The 23862-nt window shown below is 61.2% G+C and carries 22 protein-coding genes and 1 pseudogene; 10 read left to right on the forward strand and 13 right to left on the reverse strand.

Annotation, left to right across the window (positions count from 1 at the left end; all coding sequences use genetic code 11):
• A pseudogene (locus tag D8U82_RS15320) lies at positions 1-408 on the forward strand (SAM-dependent methyltransferase); the annotation flags it as partial.
• A 134-nt stretch (positions 409-542) separates the two neighbouring features.
• Here D8U82_RS15320 and pcsA read toward each other — a convergent pair.
• On the reverse strand, positions 543-1265 hold the full coding sequence (pcsA, locus tag D8U82_RS15330; RefSeq protein WP_016775154.1) for a phosphatidylcholine synthase: 723 nt from the start codon (positions 1263-1265) through the stop codon (positions 543-545).
• 409 nt (positions 1266-1674) lie between these two features.
• Here pcsA and ligD point away from each other — a divergent pair, with 409 nt between their 5' ends.
• The gene (gene ligD, locus D8U82_RS15335) at positions 1675-4299 is read left to right on the forward strand and encodes a DNA ligase D (RefSeq protein WP_130902462.1); all 2625 of its coding nucleotides are present in this window, start codon (positions 1675-1677) and stop codon (positions 4297-4299) included.
• On the opposite strand, the gene D8U82_RS15340 is transcribed toward ligD, so the two are convergent.
• On the reverse strand, positions 4300-4701 hold the full coding sequence (locus tag D8U82_RS15340) for a hypothetical protein (protein WP_071172813.1): 402 nt from the start codon (positions 4699-4701) through the stop codon (positions 4300-4302).
• A gap of 80 nt (positions 4702-4781) precedes the next feature.
• Positions 4782-5096, reverse strand: a complete 315-nt coding sequence (locus D8U82_RS15345) for a DUF2388 domain-containing protein (RefSeq protein WP_016775151.1) — start codon at positions 5094-5096, stop codon at positions 4782-4784.
• 161 nt (positions 5097-5257) lie between these two features.
• On the opposite strand from D8U82_RS15345, the gene D8U82_RS15350 reads away from it, so the two are divergent.
• Positions 5258-5911: a DUF2238 domain-containing protein gene (locus D8U82_RS15350; protein WP_130902463.1), complete on the forward strand. Its 654-nt coding sequence runs from the start codon at positions 5258-5260 to the stop codon at positions 5909-5911.
• A 4-nt stretch (positions 5912-5915) separates the two neighbouring features.
• On the opposite strand, the gene sodC is transcribed toward D8U82_RS15350, so the two are convergent.
• Positions 5916-6437, reverse strand: a complete 522-nt coding sequence (gene sodC, locus D8U82_RS15355; protein ID WP_110600990.1) for a superoxide dismutase family protein — start codon at positions 6435-6437, stop codon at positions 5916-5918.
• Between the two features lie 243 nt (positions 6438-6680).
• Here sodC and D8U82_RS15360 point away from each other — a divergent pair, with 243 nt between their 5' ends.
• A complete protein-coding gene (locus tag D8U82_RS15360) occupies positions 6681-8294 on the forward strand; it encodes a methyl-accepting chemotaxis protein (protein WP_130902464.1) in 1614 nt (537 codons plus the stop codon).
• Positions 8295-8473: 179 nt separating this feature from the next.
• Here the strand turns inward: D8U82_RS15360 and D8U82_RS15365 are convergent, their stop codons facing one another.
• Positions 8474-8905: a nuclear transport factor 2 family protein gene (locus tag D8U82_RS15365; RefSeq protein WP_016775147.1), complete on the reverse strand. Its 432-nt coding sequence runs from the start codon at positions 8903-8905 to the stop codon at positions 8474-8476.
• A 529-nt stretch (positions 8906-9434) separates the two neighbouring features.
• Between D8U82_RS15365 and mqo the strand changes: the two genes are divergently transcribed.
• Complete coding sequence (gene mqo / locus D8U82_RS15370; protein ID WP_024013303.1) at positions 9435-11081, forward strand: malate dehydrogenase (quinone); 1647 nt, start codon at positions 9435-9437, stop codon at positions 11079-11081.
• 68 nt (positions 11082-11149) lie between these two features.
• On the opposite strand, the gene D8U82_RS15375 is transcribed toward mqo, so the two are convergent.
• On the reverse strand, positions 11150-11578 hold the full coding sequence (locus D8U82_RS15375) for a nuclear transport factor 2 family protein (RefSeq protein ID WP_130902465.1): 429 nt from the start codon (positions 11576-11578) through the stop codon (positions 11150-11152).
• Between the two features lie 188 nt (positions 11579-11766).
• On the opposite strand from D8U82_RS15375, the gene D8U82_RS28135 reads away from it, so the two are divergent.
• Both D8U82_RS28135 and D8U82_RS15385 read left to right on the forward strand, forming a co-directional pair.
• Entirely contained in the window at positions 11767-11922 is a 156-nt protein-coding gene (locus D8U82_RS28135) for a hypothetical protein (RefSeq protein WP_177434138.1), read from the forward strand.
• A gap of 141 nt (positions 11923-12063) precedes the next feature.
• The gene (locus D8U82_RS15385; RefSeq protein ID WP_241662894.1) at positions 12064-12822 is read left to right on the forward strand and encodes an OBAP family protein; all 759 of its coding nucleotides are present in this window, start codon (positions 12064-12066) and stop codon (positions 12820-12822) included.
• Position 12823: 1 nt separating this feature from the next.
• Here the strand turns inward: D8U82_RS15385 and D8U82_RS15390 are convergent, their stop codons facing one another.
• Together D8U82_RS15390 and D8U82_RS15395 are read right to left on the reverse strand one after the other, a co-directional pair.
• Complete coding sequence (locus D8U82_RS15390; RefSeq protein ID WP_123442212.1) at positions 12824-13690, reverse strand: CAP domain-containing protein; 867 nt, start codon at positions 13688-13690, stop codon at positions 12824-12826.
• A gap of 251 nt (positions 13691-13941) precedes the next feature.
• Positions 13942-14712: an alpha/beta fold hydrolase gene (locus tag D8U82_RS15395; protein WP_130902468.1), complete on the reverse strand. Its 771-nt coding sequence runs from the start codon at positions 14710-14712 to the stop codon at positions 13942-13944.
• Between the two features lie 111 nt (positions 14713-14823).
• Here D8U82_RS15395 and D8U82_RS15400 point away from each other — a divergent pair, with 111 nt between their 5' ends.
• Entirely contained in the window at positions 14824-15783 is a 960-nt protein-coding gene (locus D8U82_RS15400) for an aldo/keto reductase (RefSeq protein ID WP_177434139.1), read from the forward strand.
• 6 nt (positions 15784-15789) lie between these two features.
• Here D8U82_RS15400 and D8U82_RS15405 read toward each other — a convergent pair whose 3' ends face one another.
• Positions 15790-16683 carry a LysR family transcriptional regulator gene (locus D8U82_RS15405; RefSeq protein WP_130902469.1) on the reverse strand — a complete coding sequence of 298 codons (894 nt, stop codon included), beginning with the start codon at positions 16681-16683 and terminating at the stop codon, positions 15790-15792.
• 96 nt (positions 16684-16779) lie between these two features.
• On the opposite strand from D8U82_RS15405, the gene D8U82_RS15410 reads away from it, so the two are divergent.
• Positions 16780-17256 carry a cupin domain-containing protein gene (locus D8U82_RS15410; RefSeq protein ID WP_016775140.1) on the forward strand — a complete coding sequence of 159 codons (477 nt, stop codon included), beginning with the start codon at positions 16780-16782 and terminating at the stop codon, positions 17254-17256.
• 337 nt (positions 17257-17593) lie between these two features.
• Here the strand turns inward: D8U82_RS15410 and paoC are convergent, their stop codons facing one another.
• The 4 genes from paoC to D8U82_RS15430 all read right to left on the reverse strand — a co-directional run bounded on the left by paoC (position 17594) and on the right by D8U82_RS15430 (position 23391).
• Positions 17594-19792 (reverse strand): aldehyde oxidoreductase molybdenum-binding subunit PaoC, encoded by a 2199-nt coding sequence (gene paoC, locus D8U82_RS15415; RefSeq protein ID WP_130902470.1) that lies wholly within the window; start codon positions 19790-19792, stop codon positions 17594-17596.
• Positions 19789-20745, reverse strand: a complete 957-nt coding sequence (locus D8U82_RS15420) for a xanthine dehydrogenase family protein subunit M (protein WP_125926933.1) — start codon at positions 20743-20745, stop codon at positions 19789-19791. The genes paoC and D8U82_RS15420 overlap by 4 nt, the downstream gene beginning before the upstream one ends.
• Positions 20742-21365 carry an aldehyde dehydrogenase iron-sulfur subunit PaoA gene (paoA, locus tag D8U82_RS15425; RefSeq protein ID WP_016775137.1) on the reverse strand — a complete coding sequence of 208 codons (624 nt, stop codon included), beginning with the start codon at positions 21363-21365 and terminating at the stop codon, positions 20742-20744. Before paoA ends, D8U82_RS15420 begins: the two co-directional genes overlap by 4 nt.
• Positions 21366-21636: 271 nt before the next feature.
• A complete protein-coding gene (locus D8U82_RS15430) occupies positions 21637-23391 on the reverse strand; it encodes an L-lactate permease (RefSeq protein WP_130902471.1) in 1755 nt (584 codons plus the stop codon).
• 244 nt (positions 23392-23635) lie between these two features.
• On the opposite strand from D8U82_RS15430, the gene D8U82_RS15435 reads away from it, so the two are divergent.
• Positions 23636-23842 carry a hypothetical protein gene (locus D8U82_RS15435; RefSeq protein ID WP_016775135.1) on the forward strand — a complete coding sequence of 69 codons (207 nt, stop codon included), beginning with the start codon at positions 23636-23638 and terminating at the stop codon, positions 23840-23842.
• Positions 23843-23862: the final 20 nt, after the last annotated feature.

Consider the following 23862-nt stretch of genomic DNA (forward strand, 5'->3'; position numbering starts at 1 on the left):
GTCTGTCGTCGGGGCGGGCGGATCGGTATGGCGAACTGGACGCCGGAGGGCTTCGTCGGGCAGATGTTCAAGATTCTCGGCCAGCATCTACCACCGCCCGCGGTTGCTCAGCCGCCATCGAACTGGGGCTCGGATGCGTGGCTGCACAAGCATTTCGATGACCGCGATTTTGTCGTACGCGTGACCCGCAGCCACTTCAATTTCCGCTACCGCTCGGCGGCGCATTTCATTGACATCTTTCGCCACTGGTACGGGCCGGTGCACAAGGCTTTTGCGGTGTTGTCGGCGGAGGCCGGACAGGCGCTGGAGGATGATCTGACGGAGTTGCTCAACCGGTCGAATCGCGCCGGGGAGGCGTCGCTGGTGGTGCCGAGTGAGTATCTGGAGGTGGTGATTACCAAGCGCTAGCCCACCTCGGATCTCCTGATCGATGAAGATCTCTGTGGGAGCGAGCCTGCTCGCGAAAGCGGTGTGCCAGCCAACCTTTATGTTGATGGAACCACCGCATTCGCGAGCAGGCTCACTCCTACAGGGGGATGTGCTTATTTCAAATGGCTGCGATCAAACCACTCCAGCGCCGTGCGCCAGATGCAGATCCCCAGGAAATAAGCCGACATCAGCAACCACAAGCCCATCACCAGCGGGTTGATCACCGGGTGATTGAGCACCAGTGACAGGCTGCACAACAGCCAGATCGCCGTCACCGCGATATTGATTGGCATGAAACGCCGCACGCGGAACGGGTGCAGGAATTTCATCCGCGTCACCGTCAGCAATGCCAGACCGATCACGGTGAGAAAGGTGATCCACGGCCCCGGGCCGATGATGTACAGGCACAGCGCAACCACGTTCCAGGCCGCCGGGAAGCCGACAAAATAGTTGTCCTTGCTCTTCATGTTGACGTTGCAGAAGCAGAACAGCGACGACACCAGAATTACCGACACCGTCAGCAACAGGGTGTAATCGGGCAGGGGAATGTAGCGGTAGATAAACAATGCCGGGATGAATACATAAGTCAGGTAATCGATGACCAGATCAAGGATCGAACCGTCGAAACTCGGCAGCACCGATTGCACATTGACCTTGCGCGCCAGTGCGCCATCGAGGCCGTCGACGATCAGCGCCACGCCCAGCCACATCAGGCAATGAATCGGCTGGTTTTCCAACAGGGCGAGGGTGGCGAGGAAGGCGGTGACCACGCCAGTCGCGGTAAAACCATGGGCGCCCCATGCTTTGAGCCTGGCGATGTGTACGGTGGATATCACGGGGGCGTTCTCCAGAAAGTGAAGCAAGCCGGGTATCGCCCATCGTCAGAAAGGGCGTCGGCAAACCGGGTCGGGTTGCAGCTATCGACCGGTTTGGCCGGGATAAGGTTCACCACCCATGAATCTTAGCTGGCTCGCGGAAAATTTCTCGGGTGCGATTTCATCGGTGAGCCGGCGTCAGCCCAACGGTGCTGGCGCTATGGCTGCTTCGGTCTATCGTTGCCTGACGCAATCAGGCCGGAAAAGCCTTAGCGTCTGCACTCTGTTTAGCCAGCCCCAGCCAATTACTGGATGTGTCGTTACAAGCCCCGGCCGCTCCATCCGTCCGGGGCTTTTTGACCTCGATTGAATTTTTCCGCCGCCGTGTCGCTCTTCTGCATAACAGAACCCGTCTGCCATCGGTGTGCTCATGAACAGGAACCTCGACGATTACAACCGCATGCGTGATTTTTCCGCGACGTCGGAACCGGCCGCAGTCAAGCGCTCGGGCCGTAAGTCGGCCAAGGATCATGCCTTGCAGTTCTGCATCCAGAAGCACGACGCTTCGCACCTGCATTATGACTTTCGCCTCGAACTCGACGGCGCCCTGAAGAGCTGGGCGGTGCCGAAGGGGCCGTCGCTGGACCCGTCGGTCAAGCGTCTGGCGATTCATGTCGAGGATCATCCGCTCGATTACGCGACGTTCGAAGGCAGCATTCCCGAAGGGCATTACGGCGCCGGTGATGTGATCGTCTGGGATCGCGGCGTGTGGATACCGCTGGAGGATCCGCACAAGGCCTATGCCAAGGGCCGACTGAAGTTCGAGCTGCAGGGCGAGAAGCTTGGCGGCGTGTGGAATCTGGTGCGCACGCACATGCCGGGCAAGAAAGAACAATGGTTCCTGATCAAGCATCAGGACAACGCCGCGCGAGCGCAGGATGATTTCGACGTGCTGGTCGCCGAGCCCGACAGCGTGCTCAGCGAGCGCACGATTGTCGGCAAATCGGCGACGGCTGCCGATAAAGCCAAACCGGTGAAAAAGGCCCCGGCCAAGCCGCGCAAGCAGGCGTCCGGGCAGCTTACCGGCGCGCGCAAGGCCAAGTTGCCGGCACTGATCAAGCCGGAACTGGCGACGCTGGTCGACAGCGCACCCGAAGGGCAGTGGAGCTACGAGATCAAGTTCGACGGCTACCGGATCATGGCGCGGATCGATCACGATGAGGTGCAGCTGTTCACCCGCAATGGTCACGACTGGACGCACAAGCTGCCGCAGCAAGCCAAGGCGCTGGCGGCATTGGGTCTGGAGTCGGCGTGGCTTGACGGTGAAATGGTCGTGGCCAATGAGCAAGGCGTGCCGGACTTTCAGGCGTTGCAGAATGCTTTTGATGCTGGGCGCAGCGGCAACATTGTTTATTACCTGTTTGACGTGCCGTATCTGAATGGCGTCGACCTGCGCGACGTGCCGGTGGAAGAACGCCGCGCCGCGCTGAGCACCATCCTCGGCGCGCAGAAAGAATCCTCAACGCTGCGCTTCTCCGAGGCCTTCGAAGAAACCCCGGATGCGCTGCTCAACAGCGCCTGTCAGATGCAAATGGAAGGCCTGATCGGCAAACGCCTCGGCTCGCCTTATGTGTCGCGGCGCAGCGGCGACTGGATCAAGCTCAAATGCAAGCATCGCCAGGAATTCGTCATCGTCGGCTACACCGATCCGAAAGGTGCGCGCAGTGCCTTCGGTGCGTTGCTGCTCGGCCTGCACGACCGTGACAGCGGCGAGTTGCGCTATGCCGGCAAGGTCGGCACCGGTTTCAACGAAACCACATTGAAAAGCATCCTCGCCCAACTCAAGCCGTTGCAGACCAAAAGCGCCGCAGTGGTCAATCCGCCCAGCGGTTTCGAGGCCAAAGGCGTGCACTGGCTCAAGCCGAAATTGCTGGCGGAGGTGGCGTTCGCCGAGATGACCAAGGACGGCTCGGTGCGCCACGCCGTATTCCATGGTTTGCGCGATGACAAACCGGCCAAGGACATTACCGAGGAGCGAGCGAAGCCTGTGAAAGCTGCCAAGTCCGAAAAGACCGAAAAAAACGAAAAAACCAAAACCGCCGACAAGCAGCCGGCAAAGAAAACCGCCGCCAGCAAAAAGGCCGAGACCGCACCGTCGCAATCAGGACTGGCCGGCGGCAAAGTACGCATCACCCATCCGGATCGGGTGATTGACGCGGTCAGTGGCACTACCAAAATGCAACTGGCGCAGTACTACGCCAGTGTCGCCGAATACATCCTGCCGCAACTCAAGGATCGCCCCGTGGCGTTGGTGCGTGCACCGGACGGCATTGCCGGCGAATTGTTTTTCCAAAAGAACGCCGAACGCTTGGCTATCCCGGGGATTACTGCACTAGACAAGGACATCACCGGCCAGCCAGTGATGATGATCAACAATCCCGAAGCGCTGGTCGGCGCGGTGCAGATGAGTACCGTCGAACTGCACACCTGGAACGCGACGAAGGTGGATCTGGACAAGCCCGATCGCTTCGTCCTCGACCTCGACCCGGATCCTGCGTTGCCATGGAAAAGCATGGTTGAAGCCACCGCGCTGACCCTCACCGTGCTCGATGAGCTGGGCCTTAAAGCCTTCCTGAAAACCAGCGGCGGCAAAGGCATTCACCTGGTGGTGCCATTGACCCGCAAGCATGGCTGGGACGAAGTGAAGGACTTCAGCCACGCCATCGTCAGCCACATGGCCAAGTTGCTGCCGGATCGTATTTCAGCGGTGTCCGGTCCGAAAAACCGCGTCGGGCGGATCTTCATCGATTACCTGCGCAACGGCCTCGGCGCCACCACCATTTGCGCCTACGCCGCACGCGCGCGGGAAGGCATGCCGGTGTCGGTGCCGCTGTACCGAGAGGAAGTCGCTGAAATCAAGGGCGGTAATCACTGGAACATCTACAACGTTCACGAGCGTCTGACCGAAGTCGGTGATGAGCCTTGGGCGGACATGAAGAAAACCCGTCAGACCATCACCGCCGAGATGCGCAAACGCGTCGGCATGAAAAAGTGATCAGGTGTCGCGCAGCAAGTCGTGGGCGTTGAGCAGTTCGAAGGCGATTTGCGGGTGGTTTTCCAGGCCCTTGCGAATCGCCGCCGGGATCGCCGCGCGAGTCTTGCGACACAGGCCTGGCAGCTCGTCGATCTGAATGGCGATGCCGCGCATGGTGCGGACTTCGTTGAAACCGGGGGCGACGTCGACGCGGATGCCCAACTGCTCGTACATGCGCTGTTGCAGGCGTTTGAGGTCGGCGAGGTCTTTGAGTTGTTCCAGGCGCGCCAGGAGGATTTTTTCCTCTGCGCGAGTCAGGCGCAGGATGCGCAGATCGGCGCCGGGGGTTTCCAGCAACGGATCGCGCCCGCAGATGCAGGCGCCGGGAGGGCAGGGTGAGCGCAAGGGCACGGTGGTCGTCATGGCCTCCATCATAGAGGCCGTCGGACATGTTTGCCTATGCGCACTCAGCGGCCGTCCATCGGCCGCTGCTTCCCTCGTGACTACTGCTGCACGCCTTCGTATTGCACCAGAATGGCGTTGGCCAGGTCTTCATCACTGGCGTTCAAGCCAGGGTTGGCTTGGCGCACCTGTTGCAGTACCGACTCAAGATAAACCCCACGAATGGCCCCGCCGCTGGCGACGAATGCAGACACGTCGTCACGGGCCGGAATCACCATTTTGTCGTCCTTGAAGGTCGAGTACAGCGACGCGGACACACCTGCCGAAGTGGCGACATCACCCGCGTCAACGCGGGCCAGCGCCGAACCGACCGGCAGGCAAAGCATAAGAGAAGAAATCAGGACTAACTTGCGCATGACGTGTTCCTCCACAAGCGCTAAGCAAAAAGGGAAGGGACTACATAACCTCAGAGGTGAACGGCGCGCGGGAGTTCCGTAGGCCGCAAAAACGTAGCGGCGAGGAACCGGGCAAAACCGGCAAGGGTCTACCGCTTGCCTGTATTGCCGAGAATCGACCCATGCTCGTCAGAGTCAGCGACAACGTTGCCCAACCGGCAGATACGCGAATCGAAGCGCTTTTGCTCGCTGGATTTATCTGCCTGACCATCGCGCTCGGCCTGTTCCCGCGCAGCCGCGTCGACTGGCTATTGGAAAATGTCCTGGCGTTGGCGCTGGTGTTGACCCTGCTGCTGGCGCATCGGCGTTTTCGCCTGTCGACGCTGTCGCTGGGGATGCTCTTCGCCTTCCTGTGCATTCATGAAGTCGGCGCGCATTACACCTATTCGCGGGTGCCTTACGATCAGTGGGGCACGCTGTTGGCCGGGGTGAGCGTCAACAAAGTGCTGGGTCTTGAACGCAATCACTATGATCGGCTGGTGCACCTTAGCTATGGATTGCTGCTGGTCTGGCCGATTCGCGAAGTGCTGCTGCGCCTGACGCCGTTGCGCGGCGCGTGGCTGGCGCTGTTGACCCTGAATGTAGTGCTGGCGACGTCGGCGTTGTACGAATTGATCGAATGGGTCGGCGGCGCTTACCTGGGCGACGACACTGGCCAGGCCTTCGTCGGTGCGCAGAATGATCCTTGGGATTCGCAGAAGGACATGGCCCTGGCGCTGTTCGGCGCCGGGCTGTCCTTGCTGGTATTGACGCGCTGGCGCCGAGCGCCGCGGTGAGGGATCAGATCACCCCACAGGCCATGCGATCACCGCCACCGCCCAGTGGCTTGGGCATGTCGGAATGGTTGTCGCCGCCGGCGTGAATCATCAGGGCGTGGCCCTTGATCTCGGCGATCTTCTTCAGGCGCGGCGCCAGCACCGGGTAGTTGGCGACACCATCAGCCATCACATATACCGCCGGCAGATCGCCCAGATGCCCGTTGGCGTAAGGGCCAAGGTGCTTGCCGGTTTTCGCCGGATCGAAGTGTCCGCCAGCGGCCAGTGCTGCGCCTTTGACGCCATCCTTGGTGCCCGCTTCGCAGCTGCCGTTTTCATGGACATGGAAGCCGTGGATGCCGGCCGGCAACGATTTCAGGTCGGGGGTGAACAGCAGGCCATAAGGCGTCTCGCTGACGGTGACCGAGCCGATCGCCTGCGGCGCGCCGTCGGCGCTGACCAGGTTGATCGCGACTTTCTCCGTTGCCGCTTGTGCGGTGCCGATTGCCAGCGTGCCGAGCAGACCAAACCACAGTGCGCGTTTCATAAGCGTTTCCTTCAGCTGCATGAATGTTCGAAGCCATGGATTGATAGCCTGCCGGGGTTAACCGGCGATGAAGGCATTATCCAGCGGCGCTGCAAGGTGTGACCGGGTTCGCGTTTGAAAAGTTTTGCCGGATTCAAGTCGCCGCTGACATCAGCCGATACGCTCTGTGTCGGCAGTTCCCTGCACATAGGCTTAACTGAAATCCGACAAGCGCAATCCAGCGTGCCCACGGGAGATTCCACGGTGTCGATCAAACTGCGTTTGGTGTTGCTGATTGCGACCAGCCTGCTGACGGCGCTGATCGTGAGTCTGGTCAGTTACGTCGGTAACCTGCGGATGGCCACGGCTGTCGGCGATAACACGGTGAGCATGAGCGCGCTGCGCAATCACATGGAAGCGGACATGATGCACGACGCCCTGCGCGCCGATGTCTATTCGGCGATGCTGGTCGGCCTGGGCAAAAGCACCGCCACCGCCACCGAGGTGCGCGATTCGCTCACCGAGCACGCCGGGCATTTTCGTGAAGTGCTGGATGACAACCTGAAGCTGCCGATCAACCCGCAGTTGCGCACGGCGCTGGAGCAGATCAAGCCGAGCCTCGATACCTACATCAAATCCGCCGAGCAGATCGTCGGCGTGGCGCTGGACAAGCCGGATGCCGCCCAACAGCAGCTCGGCACGTTCAATAGCGCGTTTACTCAGCTCGAAGAGCAGATGGGCGCGCTCAGCGAACTGATCGAAAACAACACCCTGCACACCAGCGAAGGCACCGAAGCGGCCATCCGCCACGCCAATCTTGCGCTGGCAGTGGTGCTGGTCGTCAGTCTGTTGCTGCTGCTGATTCAGGGGCGCTGGGTGATCCTGAGTATCATGGGGCCGCTCAAATCCGCCAGCCGCATCGCTGAAAGCATTGCCCATGGCAATCTCAGCGAACCAATTGTCGAGCCCGCCGGCAAGGACGAAGCCAGCGTTTTGATACGCACGTTGGCGACCATGCAGCGTGATCTGCGCAACATGATCGACGTGGTCCGGCGCAACGCTCACGGCGTCAGTGGCATGAGCGAGCAGCTCAGCCACGGCTGCCATCAGGTCGCCGACAGCAGCCAGCAGCAAAGCGTTGCCGCCGGCACCATGGCCGCTGCCGCCAGCCAGATGACCGCCAGTATCGAAGAAATCACCCGCCACGCCGAACGTGCCCTGAGCATGGCCAATCAGGCCGAAAACCTGGCCAAGGAGGGTGGCGGGGTGATTCACCAAGTGGTCAGCGACATGGACGACATCGCCCGCTCGGCACAGCAGTCGGCGCAGGTGATCCGCACGCTGGATCAGGAATCCGAGGCGATCTTCAACATCATTCAGGTGATCAAGAGCATCGCCGACCAGACCAACCTGCTGGCGCTCAACGCCGCGATCGAGGCAGCGCGTGCCGGTGAGCAGGGCCGTGGTATTGCCGTGGTCGCCGATGAAGTGCGCAGTCTGGCCGCACGCACCAGCGCCTCGACCCAGGAAATTGCAGCGATGGTTGCGCGCATTCAGAACAGCACGCGCGAGGCGGTCAGCAGCATGGAGGCGGGCGTGGCGCAGGTTGACAAGGGGATGGCGGTGACGGCGGAAGTCGAGCGGGCGATTCGCGAGATCCTCGACGCCACGCTGAACACCACGCAACTGGTCAATGACATCACCCGCACGATTGGCGAACAGAGTCAGGCCAGTAATGAAATCGCCCATCAGGTGGAGATGATTGCGGGAATGAGCGAGGGCAATAGCCGGGTGATCGGGCAGACGGCGACGACTACCGATGAATTATCGAATCTGGCGGGACAGTTGGCGCAGTCGGTGGATCGGTTTCGGTTGTGATAGCGGTAGGACCCATTACATTTCTGGTGTCTATCACGGCCTTATCGCTGGCAAGCCAGCTCCCACAGGGTCTGATGTTGTGAATGCAACGGTGTGTACACCATCATCCACTGTGGGAGCGAGCCTGCTCGCGAATAGGCCAGCTCTGACAGGATTGAATCAGGCCAATGTGCCCTCAATCAAAACCTGAACGCCTGCCGCCCAACCAACAACCATTTCCCACCCTGTTTCTGCCAGATCTGGAAATTCTCGATCTCGGTCGGAATGACCTCGGTCCCCTTCAACGCCTGCGCGGAGAAGTGGTGGCGCACCAATGCGGTATCGCCGGACATCGTGATGGTCTGCTTCTGCATCTCCAGGGTCTTGAATGCGCTGCGGCCGGTTTCGATGTCGGCGATGAATTCCTGCTTGTCCTGAATCTTGCCGCTGGAGTGGCCGTAGGTCAGGTTCGGCGCGGTCAGAGCGTTCAACTCGGCGATGTCTTTATGCAGCATCGCTTGGGTCAGGTGATCAACTGCTTGGGCGACTTCTCTTTCCGCCGGGGCAGGGGCGGCCATGGCGCAGGCGCTGAAGGCGCAGAATAAACCGATGAGGAGGCGGGACTTGGTCATGTTGTTTCCTTGTTGTTATTGGGTTGGGATGACTGGCTTTGTTCGTCAGTCATCGTACAACCTAGCAGGTTATTTTCTGCATGAACAACGAGCCGTTGGCGCTGATTTATCAAGTTGCGATGCGTATCGCGCAAAAAACTTTGCAGGCCAATGCCTGATCGCAGTCATGTTTGGTTGCCGATGGCCGATAAGCCCCTGAGCGGAAAAAGACTTTCAAGTCGGGAACAGACGCGCGGGTTCGCCCTGACGTGATATTCTCCGCGCCAAATTTGCTTTGACTTAATTCGGTTGGCTGGCCTTTCGGGCGGGCCGACGGGATCCCTGTCGCTCAAGCAGCTGAAGCCAATAACGATAAGAAGTCAGTTCAGAAGGGACATTAACTGAGGTCGATGCCACATGTCGGCCTTGTGTGCCCACCCGTCAATATTGAAGTGTGCCGGATTGCGCGACGCCAGCCTGAGCGTCAACACAGCGCAACGCAGACTGATAACAACGACGGGCGGAAGGCGTTTTATCATAGGTGCAACAGATGTTTAAGAAAGTGAACACAGCCTTGCTCGGTCTGGCTTTGGCGATGGGGATGTCGTCTGCCAATGCTGCCGAAGCCAAGAAAGTTGACGTCCTGCTGATCGGCGGCGGCATCATGAGCACCACCCTGGGTGTGTGGATCAATGAGCTGGAACCGACCTGGTCGATGGAAATGGTCGAGCGTCTCGATGGCGTCGCCCTGGAAAGCTCCAACGGCTGGAACAACGCCGGTACCGGGCACTCGGCCCTCGCCGAGCTGAACTACACCCCGGAAGACGACAAGGGCAACGTAACGATCCCGAAAGCTGTCGAGATCAACGAAGCGTTCCAGGTTTCCCGTCAATTCTGGGCCTGGCAGGTTCAGCAGGGCGTGCTGAAGAACCCTCGCTCGTTCATCAACACCACACCGCACATGAGCTTCGTGTGGGGCGATGACAACATCAAGTTCCTGAAAAAGCGCTACGAAGCCCTGCAGGCGAGCCCGCTGTTCGCCGGCATGCAGTACTCCGAAGACCCGGCGGTGATCAAGAAGTGGGTACCGCTGATGATGGAAGGGCGTGACCCGAACCAGAAAATCGCGGCCACCTGGAGCCCGCTGGGTACGGACATGAACTTCGGCGAAATCACCCGCCAGTTCGCCGCTCACCTGCAAACCAAACCCAACTTCGATCTGAAGCTGTCGAGCGAAGTCGAAGACATCACCAAGAACGCCGACGGCACCTGGCGTGTGAGCTACAAAAACCTCAAGGACGGCAGCAAGACCGAAACCGACGCCAAGTTCGTGTTCATCGGCGCTGGCGGCGGTGCCCTGCACCTGCTGCAGAAGTCGGGCATTCCGGAAGCCAAGGAATACGCAGGCTTCCCGGTTGGCGGTTCGTTCCTGGTGACCGAGAACCCGACGATTGCCGAGCAACACCTGGCCAAGGCCTACGGCAAGGCTTCGGTTGGCGCGCCACCGATGTCGGTTCCGCACCTGGACACCCGTGTTCTGGATGGCAAGCGCGTCATTCTGTTTGGCCCGTTCGCGACCTTCAGCACCAAGTTCCTCAAGGAAGGTTCGTACTTCGACCTGCTGACCAGCACCACCACCCACAACATCTGGCCAATGACCAAGGTCGGCATCAAGGAATACCCGCTGGTCGAGTACCTTGCCGGTCAGTTGATGCTGTCGGATGAAGACCGTCTGAACGCGCTGAAGGAGTACTTCCCGAACGCCAAAGCCGAAGACTGGCGTCTGTGGCAAGCCGGCCAGCGCGTGCAGATCATCAAGCGTGATGAAGCCGCTGGTGGCGTGCTGAAGCTGGGCACCGAGATCGTTGCTTCGCAAGACGGCTCGATCGCCGGCCTGCTGGGCGCATCGCCGGGCGCGTCGACCGCTGCACCGATCATGCTGAGCGTGCTGCAGAAAGTCTTCAAAGACAAAGTCGCATCCCCTGAGTGGCAGACCAAGCTGCACCAGATCGTGCCGAGCTACGGCACCCAGCTGAACAGCGATCCGGCCAAAGTGGCTGCCGAGTGGGCTTACACCGCGAAAATCCTCGAACTGCCGACGCCTCCAGCGATCGGTCAGGTAGCTGCTCCGGCGGCACCTGCGGCTGACAAAGCCGTAGCGCCGAAGGAAAACGCTGCACGTGACATGGCTCTGTAAGCAGAACCCTGACACACAAAACCCACTGAACCGGCGACGGTCAGTGGGTTTTTTTATGCAGGGCGGATTCAGGCTTTTGCGGACGCGAGATAGGCACCGAGGCGCCGACCCATTTCTTCGCCCAGTGCCTGCAACCCGCTCAGCGGCCGCACCATCACTTCGAACTCGACGATCTTGCCGTGCTCATCGAAGCGAATCATGTCGATGCCTTTCAACTCCTTCGCACCAACCCTGGCGCTGAATTCGAGAATCGCATTCAGGCCATCCGCCGTCGCCAATTCGCGGTGATAGGCGAAATCTTCAAAGACTTCGAACACGGTGTTGAGGATCATCGCCACCACCGGCGCGCCGAGGTAGGGCGTGTGGGCCATGGGCGAGCGGAACACAGCTTGCGGATCGAGCAGTTCGGGCAGGGCTTTGAGATTGCCGCTGCGGATCATCTCGTGCCAGCGCTCGAGGGACGCGGCGACGTTGGGCTGCAAGGCGAGGTCGGGCATGGTCACTCCGGTTTTTCTTGTTGTCGGTCGGCAATGACTGTAGATCAACCGCGCCGAAAGTGGATCCTCAAGTCTCAGCCTGAATACCGCTTCATGCCCGAAGCGGATCAGATGCGCATCTGATCCGTATTTTTCTGTTTCATCTGCCTCTGTATTCAGTACAGCCACAGGCTCAGAATGCCCCGGCAGTGCGGCCAGTCACCCTCCGACCTCATTCCGAAGCGTCCGGCGCACCGCACACCCGTATCAAGGAGCGCGACATGTACAAGATGGCAATTTTTCTCGGCGGTTTTCTGACCTTGACCATTCTGATCGGCGTGCTGGCGACGATCTCTCCAGTCTGATCCGCACGCAGCTTTTTCGAACTCTGCCGATCTCCTGCTTTCAGTTGCAGAACAGGGCCAGCACGCGCCCGTCACTGAAAGTTCGAGGAGTGAAACATGCGTACGACAACCTCACAGGGACGTTGGGTTCCTATCGGTTTGATGGTCGCCGCATTGACCGGTTGCGCCATGAGTAACACCGATTCGCCGGTGCAGACGCCCGGCCAGGCCAAGGCGTCCGACACGGAAATGCTCGAAGTCGGCGCGCAGTGGTTGCAGGACAAGCCGCCAATTCGCGCGTTGAACATGTACCTCGATGGTTTCCATTTTTACAACGGTCATCCCGGCGCGCAGATGGAAGCGCACCACTACTGCTCGGCGCTCAACGAAGAAGTGTTCCAGTGCGTGATCTACGACGGCAACACCGCTGAAGCCAAGCTGATGGGCGTCGAATACATCATCAGCCAGCGCCTGTTCACGCAATTGCCAGCGAAAGAAAAAGCCCTGTGGCACAGCCACGCTCACGAAGTCAGTTCTGGCCAGCTGGTCGCGCCGGGCATCCCGCAAGTGGCGGAAACGCGCTTGATGGAAAAACTCGCCAATACCTACGGCAAGACCTGGCACACCTGGCACACCGATCAGGACAAGCAACTGCCGCTGGGCGTGCCGCAGTTGATGATGGGCTTTACCGCTGACGGTCAGGCCGATGCGCAAATGGTCCGCCAGCGCGATCAGCGTCTGGGCATTGATAGCGCCGAAAAGAAAAAGGCCCGCGCCGGGATCAAACCGGCGCCTGTCGCAACGGGGGCTGATGCGTGGCAGAAGGGTAATGTCATCCAGCTCAACGACCCGACCGGCCATCAACACGTCATGCCGCGCCCGGCCACGCCAAGCGATGAGAATGCCCGGAGTCAGCCGTGATTTACGGCGCGCCGAACAGCATCGTCCAGTAAACGCCGTCGTCGCTGCGCGCTTCGCTGGCGAAGCCGGCGCCGACCTGAGTGAACATCGGGTTCATCAGGTTGGCGCAATGGCCCGGGCTGGCCAGCCAGCCGGCCATGGCTTTGCCCGGTGAGCTTTGCCCGGCAGCGATGTTTTCCCCGACCTGGCGGCCGCGATAACCGGCAGCACGGGCGCGGTCGGCCGGCATGTCACCGTCGGGATCGCGGTGGGCGAAATAATTGCCGTAAGCCATGGCTTTGCTGTGGCCCTGAGCCGCTGCGCCGAGGGCGGCATTCCAGCTCAATGGCCGCGCGGCGGCAAAGCGCTGGCGGCCGCACATACGCGGCCGGGCGCGGGCAGCGTTGACCTCGGCGAGCAGCGCCTTGCCGACGCTGCGGTTGTCACCGACGCGGCTGTCGAGCACCGGTTGCGCCAGCACCACCTGCCATTGATTGCGCGAATGGCTGACGCCGATGTCGGCGTAGTTCGCATCCAGCAAGGCGCCGCAATAATCGCTCTGCAACTGATCGAAGGCCTCGTCGGCGTCTTCGGCTCCGATAATGCGGATGCTGCGCACCGTGATTGCTGAATAGCCGGAAGACTTCAACGCCTCGCGCATGCCGCCGCCGTAGCGATAGCCGATCGGCAAGGCCAGATTCGATTTCAAAGCCAAAGGCGCCAGACGCTGCGCAGTGCGGCGGTCGCAGCGTTGCGGATGGGCGCGGTAATCATTGATCGCGGCCACCAGTTCGCGCTCTGCACTGGCGTGGGCGGATTCAGTGAAAAAGGGGAACAGGCTCAGCAGGCACAGCGAAACGAAGCGAGACGAACGAACGGCGTGGCGCATGGGAAGGACAGCTCTGAAAGGGGACAGCGCTAGAGTGAGGGAGCCGTGTGTGGCGGCGCGGATAGGACTGGGTTTTTTGGACTTGGTTCAGTGGCGGCAAATGCAATTGAATTGCTGTTGTTCGAACCGCTGCCTTCGCGAGCAGGCTCGCTCCCACATCGCGCTTACGGCGTACTCGGAACAACTGTGGGAGCGAGCCTGCTCGCGAAGACGCCGCCCCGGTCGACCTCTCTATCACTGGCAAACAACCACTAGCGATTCAACACATCCCCCATCCACCGCAAATACTCCCCCCGCTCGGAAATGGAGTTATGCCCCGAGTCCGGCACCACCTTCAGCGTCGCCACGCCCGCAGGAAAACTCTCGAACAAGCGCTGCGTGCTGCTGCGTCCAATCACGTCGTCATCGCTGGCCGCCAACAGCAATGTCGGCGTGCGGATATGCGCTGCGTACTTGCCCGATTCAAAACGATCCTTGAGCAACCATTTCACCGGCACCCATGGGTATTGCCGTGCGGCGATTTCCGCAAGGCTGTTGAACGGCGTCACCAGAATCAGATTCTGCACCGGCCGCTGACTGGCCAGGCGCACCGCCACCCCCGAACCGAGGCTGCGACCGACCACGGCGACCTGCGGATGAGTGGCATAGACCTGATCGAACAGTGCCAGTGCATCTTCGGCAATCGCGGCTTCCGATGGCGAGCCGGTGCTGCCAGCAAAGCCCCGGTAATGAAGGAAATACAGCGCGTAGTCAGGAAACGCCTCAGTGAATTCCGGCAGATTTCGCGATACGTCCTCGGCATTGCCGCCGAAATAAATCAGTGCGCGCGATCCGCTGCGCTCTCGGGTTGTCACCCAGACCTCGGCATCCGGCATCGGCAGTTTCATTCGCGAGTCCGCTGCAACCACGGCGGCAGGCTGGGGAAACCAGATCAGCGAGCGCTGAAACACGAACAGCGCGGCGCACAGCACCAGGTACACGGCAATGATGAAAACGACGAGTGACATCAGGGTTCGGGACATTCGGCTACTTTTAACGGGGAGAGAGGTTGGCTGTGGCAGTGTAGTTCAGCGACTGCGCCTGACAGCCGGCGCACACACCGTGCAACAGATCCGCGCAGCAGGAGGACTCGCATGCGCCACACTGAGGGTTACTCACGTCGCCGCTTGCTCACGCTGGCTGCCCAAGCTGCGGCGCTGCTCACCATTGATCGGGCGTTGGCCGGTAGCGTAGCGCCGACCGCCACTGCGCCGCCCACGGCAGGAGACCAGACCATGCAGACCCGCGCCATCCCTTCCAGCTCCGAGGCACTGCCCATGGTTGGGTTGGGCACCTATCGCGGTTTCAACGTCGCGCCGGGCGATCCGGTTTACCGTCAGTTGCCCGCCGTCCTCGAAGCGCTGTTCAGGAAGGGCGGCACGCTGATCGACAGCTCACCCATGTACGGCCGCGCCGAGCAAACCACCGGTGAACTGCTGTCGATCCACGAACCGCGCTCGCCGGCGTTTCTCGCCACCAAGGTGTGGACGCGCGGGCGCAAAGAGGGCATCGCGCAGATGGAGCAGTCGTTCAGACTGCTGCAAACCGAGCGCATCGACCTGATGCAGATTCACAACCTGCTCGACTGGCAAACCCACTTGCCGACCCTGCGCGAATGGCAGGAGCAGGGGCGGATTCGCTACATCGGCATCACCCATTACACCTCGTCGGCCTATGACGATGTCGAGGCCGTGCTGAAAGCCGAGAAGCTTGATTTTCTGCAAATCAACTACGCCCTCGATGATCGTGCGGTCGAGAAACGCATCCTGCCGCTGTGCCGCGAGCGTGGGGTGGCGGTGATTTGCAATCGGCCGTTTGGCGGCGGCGATCTGCTCGCCCGGCTCAAGGGCAAGCCGCTGCCGGCGTGGGTCTCGGATGTACAGGTCAACAGCTGGCCGCAACTGGCACTGAAATTTCTCCTGGCGCATCCGGCGGTGACCTGTGTGATTCCCGGCACCAGCAATCCGCGCTACATGGCTGACAACGCCGGAGCCGGTTTTGGGCCGATGCTGACCGATGCGCAGCGGCATCAGTTGATTGCGTTGCTGGGCTGAGCCGGGTCAACCGCGATAGCGCAACGCCTCCAGCAACAACGCAAACGCTGGCGCTGCCTGGCGCCGGCTCGGGTAGTACAGGTGATAACCGGAAAATGTCGGGCACCAGTCTCCCAGCACCTGGACCAGGCGACCGTCCGCCAGAAAAAGCGCGACGACGTTTTCCGGGATGTAGCTCAGCCCGAAACCGTCCAGCGCGGCGTCGAGCAATGGGTACACACCATTCAGGGTGACCTGGCCGGAGACGCGCACCTTCAGGCTTTCACCGTCCTTTTCGAACTCCCACGAATACAGCCCGCCATTGGTTGGCAGGCGCAGGTTGTTACAGGCGTGGTCGGTCAGGTCGCGCGGGGTTTGCGGCGGATCGCGCCGGGCGAAATAGGCGGGGGAGCCGACTACGGCCATGCGCATGTCTGGACCGATACGGGTGGCGATCATGCCTTGGGCGACGTCTTCGCCCAGGCGCACACCGGCATCGAAGCCCTGGCCGGCGATGTCGACGAAACCATAGTCACAGCAAACCTCGACGGACACATCCGGGTATTGCGGCAGGAAATCCTGCAACGCCGGACGCAGGATCCAGTTCAGCGAATGGTCGGTGGCGCTGATGCGGATCTTGCCCGCCGGGGTTTCACGCAGGTTGCTCAGGGCGGCCAGTTCCCCTTCGATTTCATCGAAGCGCGGACCGATGGTTTGCAGCAGGTGTTCGCCGGCCTCGGTCGGCGACACGCTGCGCGTGGTGCGGGTCAGCAGGCGCAGGCCGAGTCGCGCCTCGAGGCTGCGAATGGTGTGGCTGAGCGCCGATTGCGACACGCCGAGTTTGGCTGCGGCCTTGGTGAAACTGCGTTCACGGGCGACGGCGAGAAAGGCGAGCAGGTCGGTGGCGTTTTCCCGAAGCATTGATGATTGTCCTGCATAAGTTTTTTCGGATTCTAGTCGATTATCCAAAGAGTGCGGATCGCTACAGTGGTTGCATCATTTATTGGAGGAAATGCCATGAACCCGATTGCTGCTTCCGCACTGACGCTCTCGCTGCTGGCAGGTGAGGTGCAGGCCACCGAAAATCCCCGTGTCACGGTCACACCGAATGGCTCGCAACCGTCGGCCAAAGGCCCTGCTGACTGGTTTACCGGCACGGTGCGGGTGGATGCGCCGTTCAAAGGTACCGACGAGGCGCGGGTCAGTGGTGCGACCGTAACGTTCGAGCCGGGCGCGCGCACTGCATGGCATACCCATCCGCTGGGGCAGACATTGATCGTCACCTCGGGGGCAGGCTTGGTGCAGGAGTGGGGCCAGCCGGTGCGTGAAATCCGCTCGGGCGATACCGTGTGGATTGCCCCGGGCGCCAAACATTGGCACGGGGCAGCACCGACGACGGCGATGAGTCATATCGCGATTGCCGAAGTGCTGGATGGCAAGGTGGTGGACTGGATGGAGCAGGTCAGTGATGAGCAATATCCAAAGATCGAGTGAAACCGCGCCCCTCACCCCAGCCCTCTCCCGAGGGAGAGGGAGTCGATTGGGGGATGCTCGAGACGTTCGGCATTCTGCAAGCGTGGTGGTGAATCCACTCGACCCCTAGCACCCCATGCAAGTGCGCTAACAGCATGCCACTCACCCCAGGCGTCTCCCGGGGGAGTGGCAGCCGACCGAGGTGTCTTGCGATGTGCATCGACCTGAACTTGCCGTTGCGATTATGGATACACAGAAGACTTTCACGTCGCTGCACATCCTGAATATACCCGGATCGGTCCCCTCTCCCTTTGGGAGAGGGCTAGGCGGGCGGCGTTCCGATGAGGGGCTTTTCGCTTCAGATCATCTCCGGCAACGAATCAAGAATCTTGTCCAGCGTAATCGGATATTCGCGGACCCTTGCGCCGGTGGCGTTGTAGATCGCATTCGCCACCGCCGCGCTCACGCCGCAAATCCCCAATTCACCCACGCCCTTGGCCTTCATCGGCGACGAAATCGGATCGGTTTCTTCGAGGAAGATCACTTCCTGATGCGGAATGTCGGCGTGCACCGGCACTTCGTATCCAGCCAGGTCATGGTTGACGAAAAAGCCCAGGCGCTTGTCCACCGCCAGCTCTTCCATCAACGCCGCGCCGACGCCCATGGTCATCGCGCCGATGACCTGACTGCGCGCCGACGTCGGGTTGAGAATTCGCCCCGCAGCGCACACCGCCAACATGCGCCGTACGCGAACTTCGCCAGTGGCGGCATCGACGGCGACTTCGACGAAGTGCGCGCCGAAGGTCGATTGCTGATACTTCTCGGCCAGATCACCGAACTCGATGCTGTCCTCGCCGACCAGCGCGCCGCCTTCAGCCGCGTTGCGCAGCGGCAGGCTCTTGCTGCCGACGCGCACCTGACCATCGGCGAACTCCGCCTGATCCGCCGCCAGCCCCAGCTTCTGCGCCACCGCTTCGCGCAATTTCACGCACGCAGCGTAGACCCCGGCGGTCGAGCAGTTGCCGCCGAACTGGCCACCGGAACCGGCCGACACCGGGAAGTCCGAATCGCCCAGACGCACCACCACATCATTGAGGCCAACGCCCATCATCTCGGCAGCGGTCTGCGCAATGATCGTGTAGCTGCCGGTGCCGATATCGGTCATATCCGTTTCAACAACGACCTTGCCGTCACGCTCCAGGCGTACGCGGGCGCCGGACTTGACCAGCAGGTTGTTGCGAAACGCCGCCGCCACGCCCATGCCGATCAGCCAACGGCCTTCACGACGGCTGCCCGGTTGCGCCTTACGCTGATCCCAGCCGAATTTCTCCGCGCCGATCTGCAGGCATTTGACCAGTTGGCGTTGGGAGAACGGCCGCTCGGTTTTCACCGGGTCGACTTGAGTGTCGTTAGCGATGCGGAACAGCACCGGGTCCATCTTCAGTTGTTCGGCCATTTCGTCCATGGCGATTTCCAGCACCATCAGCCCCGGCGCTTCACCCGGCGCGCGCATGGCGTTGCCTTCAGGCAGGTCGAGCGGTGCGAGGCGCATGCTGACGCGGCGGTTTTCTGCGGCGTAGAGCAACTGGCTCGGTTGCGCGGCCAGTTCGACCTTGCCGTCAGCGAGGTTGCCTGACCAGCCTTCATGGGCGATGGCGGTCAGTTTGCCGTCCGCCGTGGCGCCCATGCGGATGCGCTGAATCGTTGCCGGGCGATGGGTGGTGTTGTTGGCCATTTGCGGGCGGGCGAGGGCGACTTTCACCGGCCGCTCCGCCATGCGCGCGCCGAGAGCGGCGAGGATCACGTCGGCGCGGATGAACAGCTTGCCGCCGAAACCACCGCCGATGTACGGCGAGACCAATCGGACTTTTTCCTTCGGCAGGCCGAGGGTTTTCGCGATGTCACCGACACTCCAGGCGACCATCTGGTTCGAGGTCCACACGGTCAGCTGATCGTTTTTCCACGCGGCGAGTGTGGCGTGCGGTTCCATCATCGCGTGGGACTGGTCTGGTGTGGTGTAGGTCTGATCGAACTGCACCGGCGCGGCGGTGAAGGCCTTGTCGAAGTCGCCGTGATTGACGTCCGGCAGTTCGTCTTTCGGCTCGACGCCGAGGTCTTTGACGCTGGCGAGATCGAACTTGCCTTCGCTGGTCTCGTAATCGACCCTGACCAATTGCGCGGCGGCACGGGCCTGTTCGAAGGTTTCGGCAACCACCAGCGCAACGGCTTGCTGGTAATGCTGCACTTCGGGACCCGCGAGCAGATGCGCGGCGTTGTAATCGCCTTTGTCGAGCTTGCCGGCGTTCTCGGCAGTGACGATCGCCAGCACGCCGGGCGCGGCTTTGGCTTCGTCGAGATGAATGGCTTTGATCCGCCCTTTGGCGATCGCCGAATCGACCATGAATCCGTAGGCCTGATTGGCCGCCGCTTCATGTTGTTCGTAGGCATAAGTGGCCTGGCCGCTGGTTTTCAACGGGCCTTCGATGCGCTCGGTGGGCTGGCCGACGACCTTCAGGCGGTCGATGGGATTGGTGGTGGCGGGCGTGTCGAATTTCATGCGGTTTCCCTCGCTTGCGCCAACACCGAAGCCAGCGTGCGCTCGACCAGTGTCAGTTTGAATTGGTTGTCATCGGTGGGTGTAGCGCCTTCGAGCAGGCGTTCGCTGACCGCTTTGGCGCCCTTGGGCAACAGCGCTTCAGCGGCTTCGACCCGCCACGGTTTCGGCGCAACGCCGCCGACGGCGACACGGCCCGTGCCGTCCTTTTGCAGGATCAGACCGACTGAAACAAGGGCAAACGCGTAGGACGAGCGATCCCGCACCTTGTGATAAATGTGCGTGCCGCCGACCGGTGCCGGCAGGGTCACGGCGGTAATGAATTCGCCGGGCGTAAGGCTGGTTTCGATATGCGGCGTGCTGCCCGGCAACTGATGGAAATCGGCCATGGGAATGCTGCGCGTGCTGCCGTCAGGCTTGACCGTTTCGATCTGCGCATCCAGCGCGCGCATGGCGATGGCCATGTCGCTCGGGTGGGTGGCGATGCAAGCGTCGCTGACGCCGATTATTCCGAGTTGCCGGGTCACGCCACCGATCGCCGCGCAGCCACTGCCGGGGTTGCGTTTGTTGCAGGCTTGATGGGTGTCGTAAAAGTACGGGCAGCGGGTGCGTTGCAGCAGGTTGCCGGCGGTGGTCGCCATGTTGCGCAACTGCCCGGAGGCCCCGGCGAGCAAGGCGCGGGAGAGCAGGGCGTAGTCCTTGCGCACGCGCGCGTCGGCGGCCAGATCAGTGTTGCGCACCAGCGCGCCGATGCGCAGTCCGCCTTCGGGTGTTGCTTCGATCTGGTCCAGGCCGAGGTGGTTGATGTCGATCAGGTGTACCGGGGTTTCGATGTCGAGTTTCATCAGGTCGAGCAGGTTGGTGCCGCCGGCGATGAACTTGGCGCCCTCGACTTGCGCAGCCTGGGAAGCGGCTGCGGCAGGCGAGTCGGCGCGGCTGTAATTGAAGGCTCTCATGCCGGCACCTCCGCGACTTCAGTGATGGCTTCGATGATGTTCGAGTAAGCGCCACAGCGGCAGATATTGCCGCTCATGCGCTCCTGCAGTTCGGCGGCAATCAGTTTCGGCGGCTCGGTCAGGCTCGGGCTGACGTGGCTGGGAATGCCGTCGCGGATTTCTTTGAGCACAGCGACCGCCGAGCAGATCTGCCCAGGGGTGCAATAGCCGCACTGGTAACCGTCGTGCTTGATGAACGCGGCCTGCATCGGGTGCAGCTTGTCCGGCATGCCGAGGCCTTCGATGGTGGTCACCTCACTGCCGTCGTGCATCACTGCCAGGGTCAGGCAGGAGTTGATCCGCCGACCATCGGCGATCACCGTGCAGGCGCCGCACTGGCCGTGGTCGCAGCCTTTCTTGGTGCCGGTCAGGTGCAGGTGTTCGCGCAGGGCGTCGAGCAGGGTAGTGCGGGTGTCTACTTCGAGGGTTTGCGGTTTACCGTTGACTTGCAGGGTCACTTTACTCATGGCCGGTTGCTCCAGACTGGCCGCGTAGGCCTTGAGGCTGATAAAGGGGGGCATGGCGAACGCCGTCGCGGTTACGGCGCCGAGGATCATGAAGTTGCGTCGGGAAATCGGCATGGTTCGATTCCTTTTCTCTCATCGGGCGGCAGGATTGCAAAAGGCCCAAACGGGCGCGCCGGCATGCATGCCAGTCTCGTAAAAGGAGTGACCGCAGCGGGAGGGAAAAGGTTTTGTCGGATTTGCGCTAAAGAGTTATGTGCGCAGCTCATCAATAGACCCGTGGGAGCGAGCCTGCTCGCGAAAGCGTCGGGTCAGACCCAGCCGCTGCTGGATGTGCCGACCTCTTCGCGAGCAGGCTCGCTCCCACAGTGGCGTTATGTTTATTCAGTTATGGCCCACCCACCACCATCGAGGTAAACGGTGCGACATACGCCTGCAACGTCACCAGCCCGCCGACCAGGATCGCCAGCACGATGGAGTGGAAGAACACATAACGCAGAATCTCGCCCTCATGCCCGTACCAACGGGTCGCGGTGGAGGCGACGACGATCGACTGCGCGTCGACCATTTTGCCCATCACCCCACCGGAACTGTTCGCTGCCGCCATCAGCACCGGGCTGATACCCAGCTGTTCCGAGGTCACCCGTTGCAAGCCGCCAAACAGCACGTTCGAAGCCGTGTCGGAACCGGTCAGCGCCACCCCCAGCCAGCCGAGCAGCGTGCCGAACATCGGATAGAAAATCCCCGTCGCCGCGAACGCCAGGCCCATGGTCGCATCCAGCCCCGAATAGCGCGTGAGGAAGCCCAGCGCGAGCATCGCCGCAATCGTGATCAACGAAAATCGCACCACCCACAACGTGCGCAGGTACTGCTTGATCAGTTGCGGGATCGAATAACCCATCAGCAGACCGCCAACAATCGCCGCCAGCAAAATCCCGCTGCCGGTCGCGGTCAGCCAGGTGAACTTGTAAATCGCTTCCTCGGCTTTCGGCGCCGCGACAACCGGCGGTACTTTCTCGATTTGCAGATGCAGACCGGTGAAGGTCACCGCCGGGGCGAAAATCGGATTGGCCTCGCGCACCGGTTTGCCTTGCGGGTCGAGTTTGGCCGATTGCGTGACCGGGTCGATCACCGGTCGCGTATCGAACATGTTTTTGAAGCCCTGCGTGCCCCAGGCAAACACGAACACCGTGAGAATGATCCACGGCATCCACGCACGCATCACTGCCGGGCGCGCCTGATCGCTGAACGCGGCGCTGGCGGTGACTGTTTCTTCGTCGACCTTGGAGTTGTCGACGCGCCCGGACAACGCTGCCGAGGTGTGGATGGTCGCCGGTTTCCACACCTTGAGGAACAGCGTCAGACAGGCCATGGAAATCAGCGCAGCGATGACGTCCACCAGCATCGGCCCGTGATAGTTCGAGACGAGAAATTGCGGGATGGCGAAACTTACTCCGGCCACCAGAATCGCCGGCCACACCTCGAGCATCTTGCGCCACCCGGCAAAGGCCCAGATCAACCAGAACGGCACCAGCACCGAGAAGAACGGCAACTGTCGCCCGACCATCATCGACAGCTCCATCTCATCCAGCCCGGTGACTTTGGCCAGGGTGATGATCGGCGTGCCCAGTGCACCGAAAGCCACGGGCGCAGTGTTGGCGATCAGCGCCAGACCCGATGCGGCCAATGGCGAAAAACCCAGGCCGATCAGAATCGCCCCGGTCACCGCCACCGGCGTGCCAAAGCCTGCCGCACCTTCGAAGAATGCACCAAAGCAGAAGGCGATCAGCAGCAACTGCAAGCGTCGATCATCGGTGATGCGCGCTAGGGAGTCCTGCAGCACTTTGAACGAACCGTTTTCGGTGGTCAGGCGATGCAGAAAGATGATGTTGAGCACAATCCAGCCGATCGGCAGCAAGCCATTCGCCGCGCCGAACAACGCCGCCGAACCGGCCATGCCCGCCGGCATGTCGAAGGCGAAAATCGAGATCAGCAGGGCGGACGCCAGCGCCATCAGCGCCGCCAGATGCGCCTTGACGTGAAAGAACGCCAGCGCCGCGAGCATCACCACCACCGGCACTGCGGCCATCAGCGTGGAGAGTACCGGGTTGCCGAACGGGTCGTAGATTTGCTGCCAGACCATGATCCACCTCTGCTTATTGTTATTGAGGGCGCAGATCCATTGCATGGGGGTAGGTTGCAAGCAGTATAGGTGGCGTTACGCCGCTGTTTGGCTGCGACGAACAAGCCGACAAACGGTCGATAGTGGCCACTGAATCAACGCGCTTTTGCCCGGTCGTATCTGCGGCTGCGCGCACTGCGTCCCGAAGACGCGGGCAGCGTGGCGATTTCCGTCGTCAAGACCTTGGGTTTTAGGGAAGTGTTGAATGAAGCAAGCGACAACCATGCTGCTCACTGTGACCGCCGCCGTATTGCTCAGCGGCTGTATTGCGGATTTTGATGATGACCACCGGCATGGCCGGCACTACGACCGCGACCATGGCCGCTATTACGACCATGACCGGCGCTGGGACGACCGCGATGACGACCGCCGCGATGGCCGTCGTTATCACCGTGATCGCGATGATGACTGATTGAATGAAGAGGGCGTTCC

Source organism: Pseudomonas sp. Sample_23 (assembly GCF_004307595.1).
GTDB lineage: Bacteria > Pseudomonadota > Gammaproteobacteria > Pseudomonadales > Pseudomonadaceae > Aquipseudomonas > Aquipseudomonas atacamensis.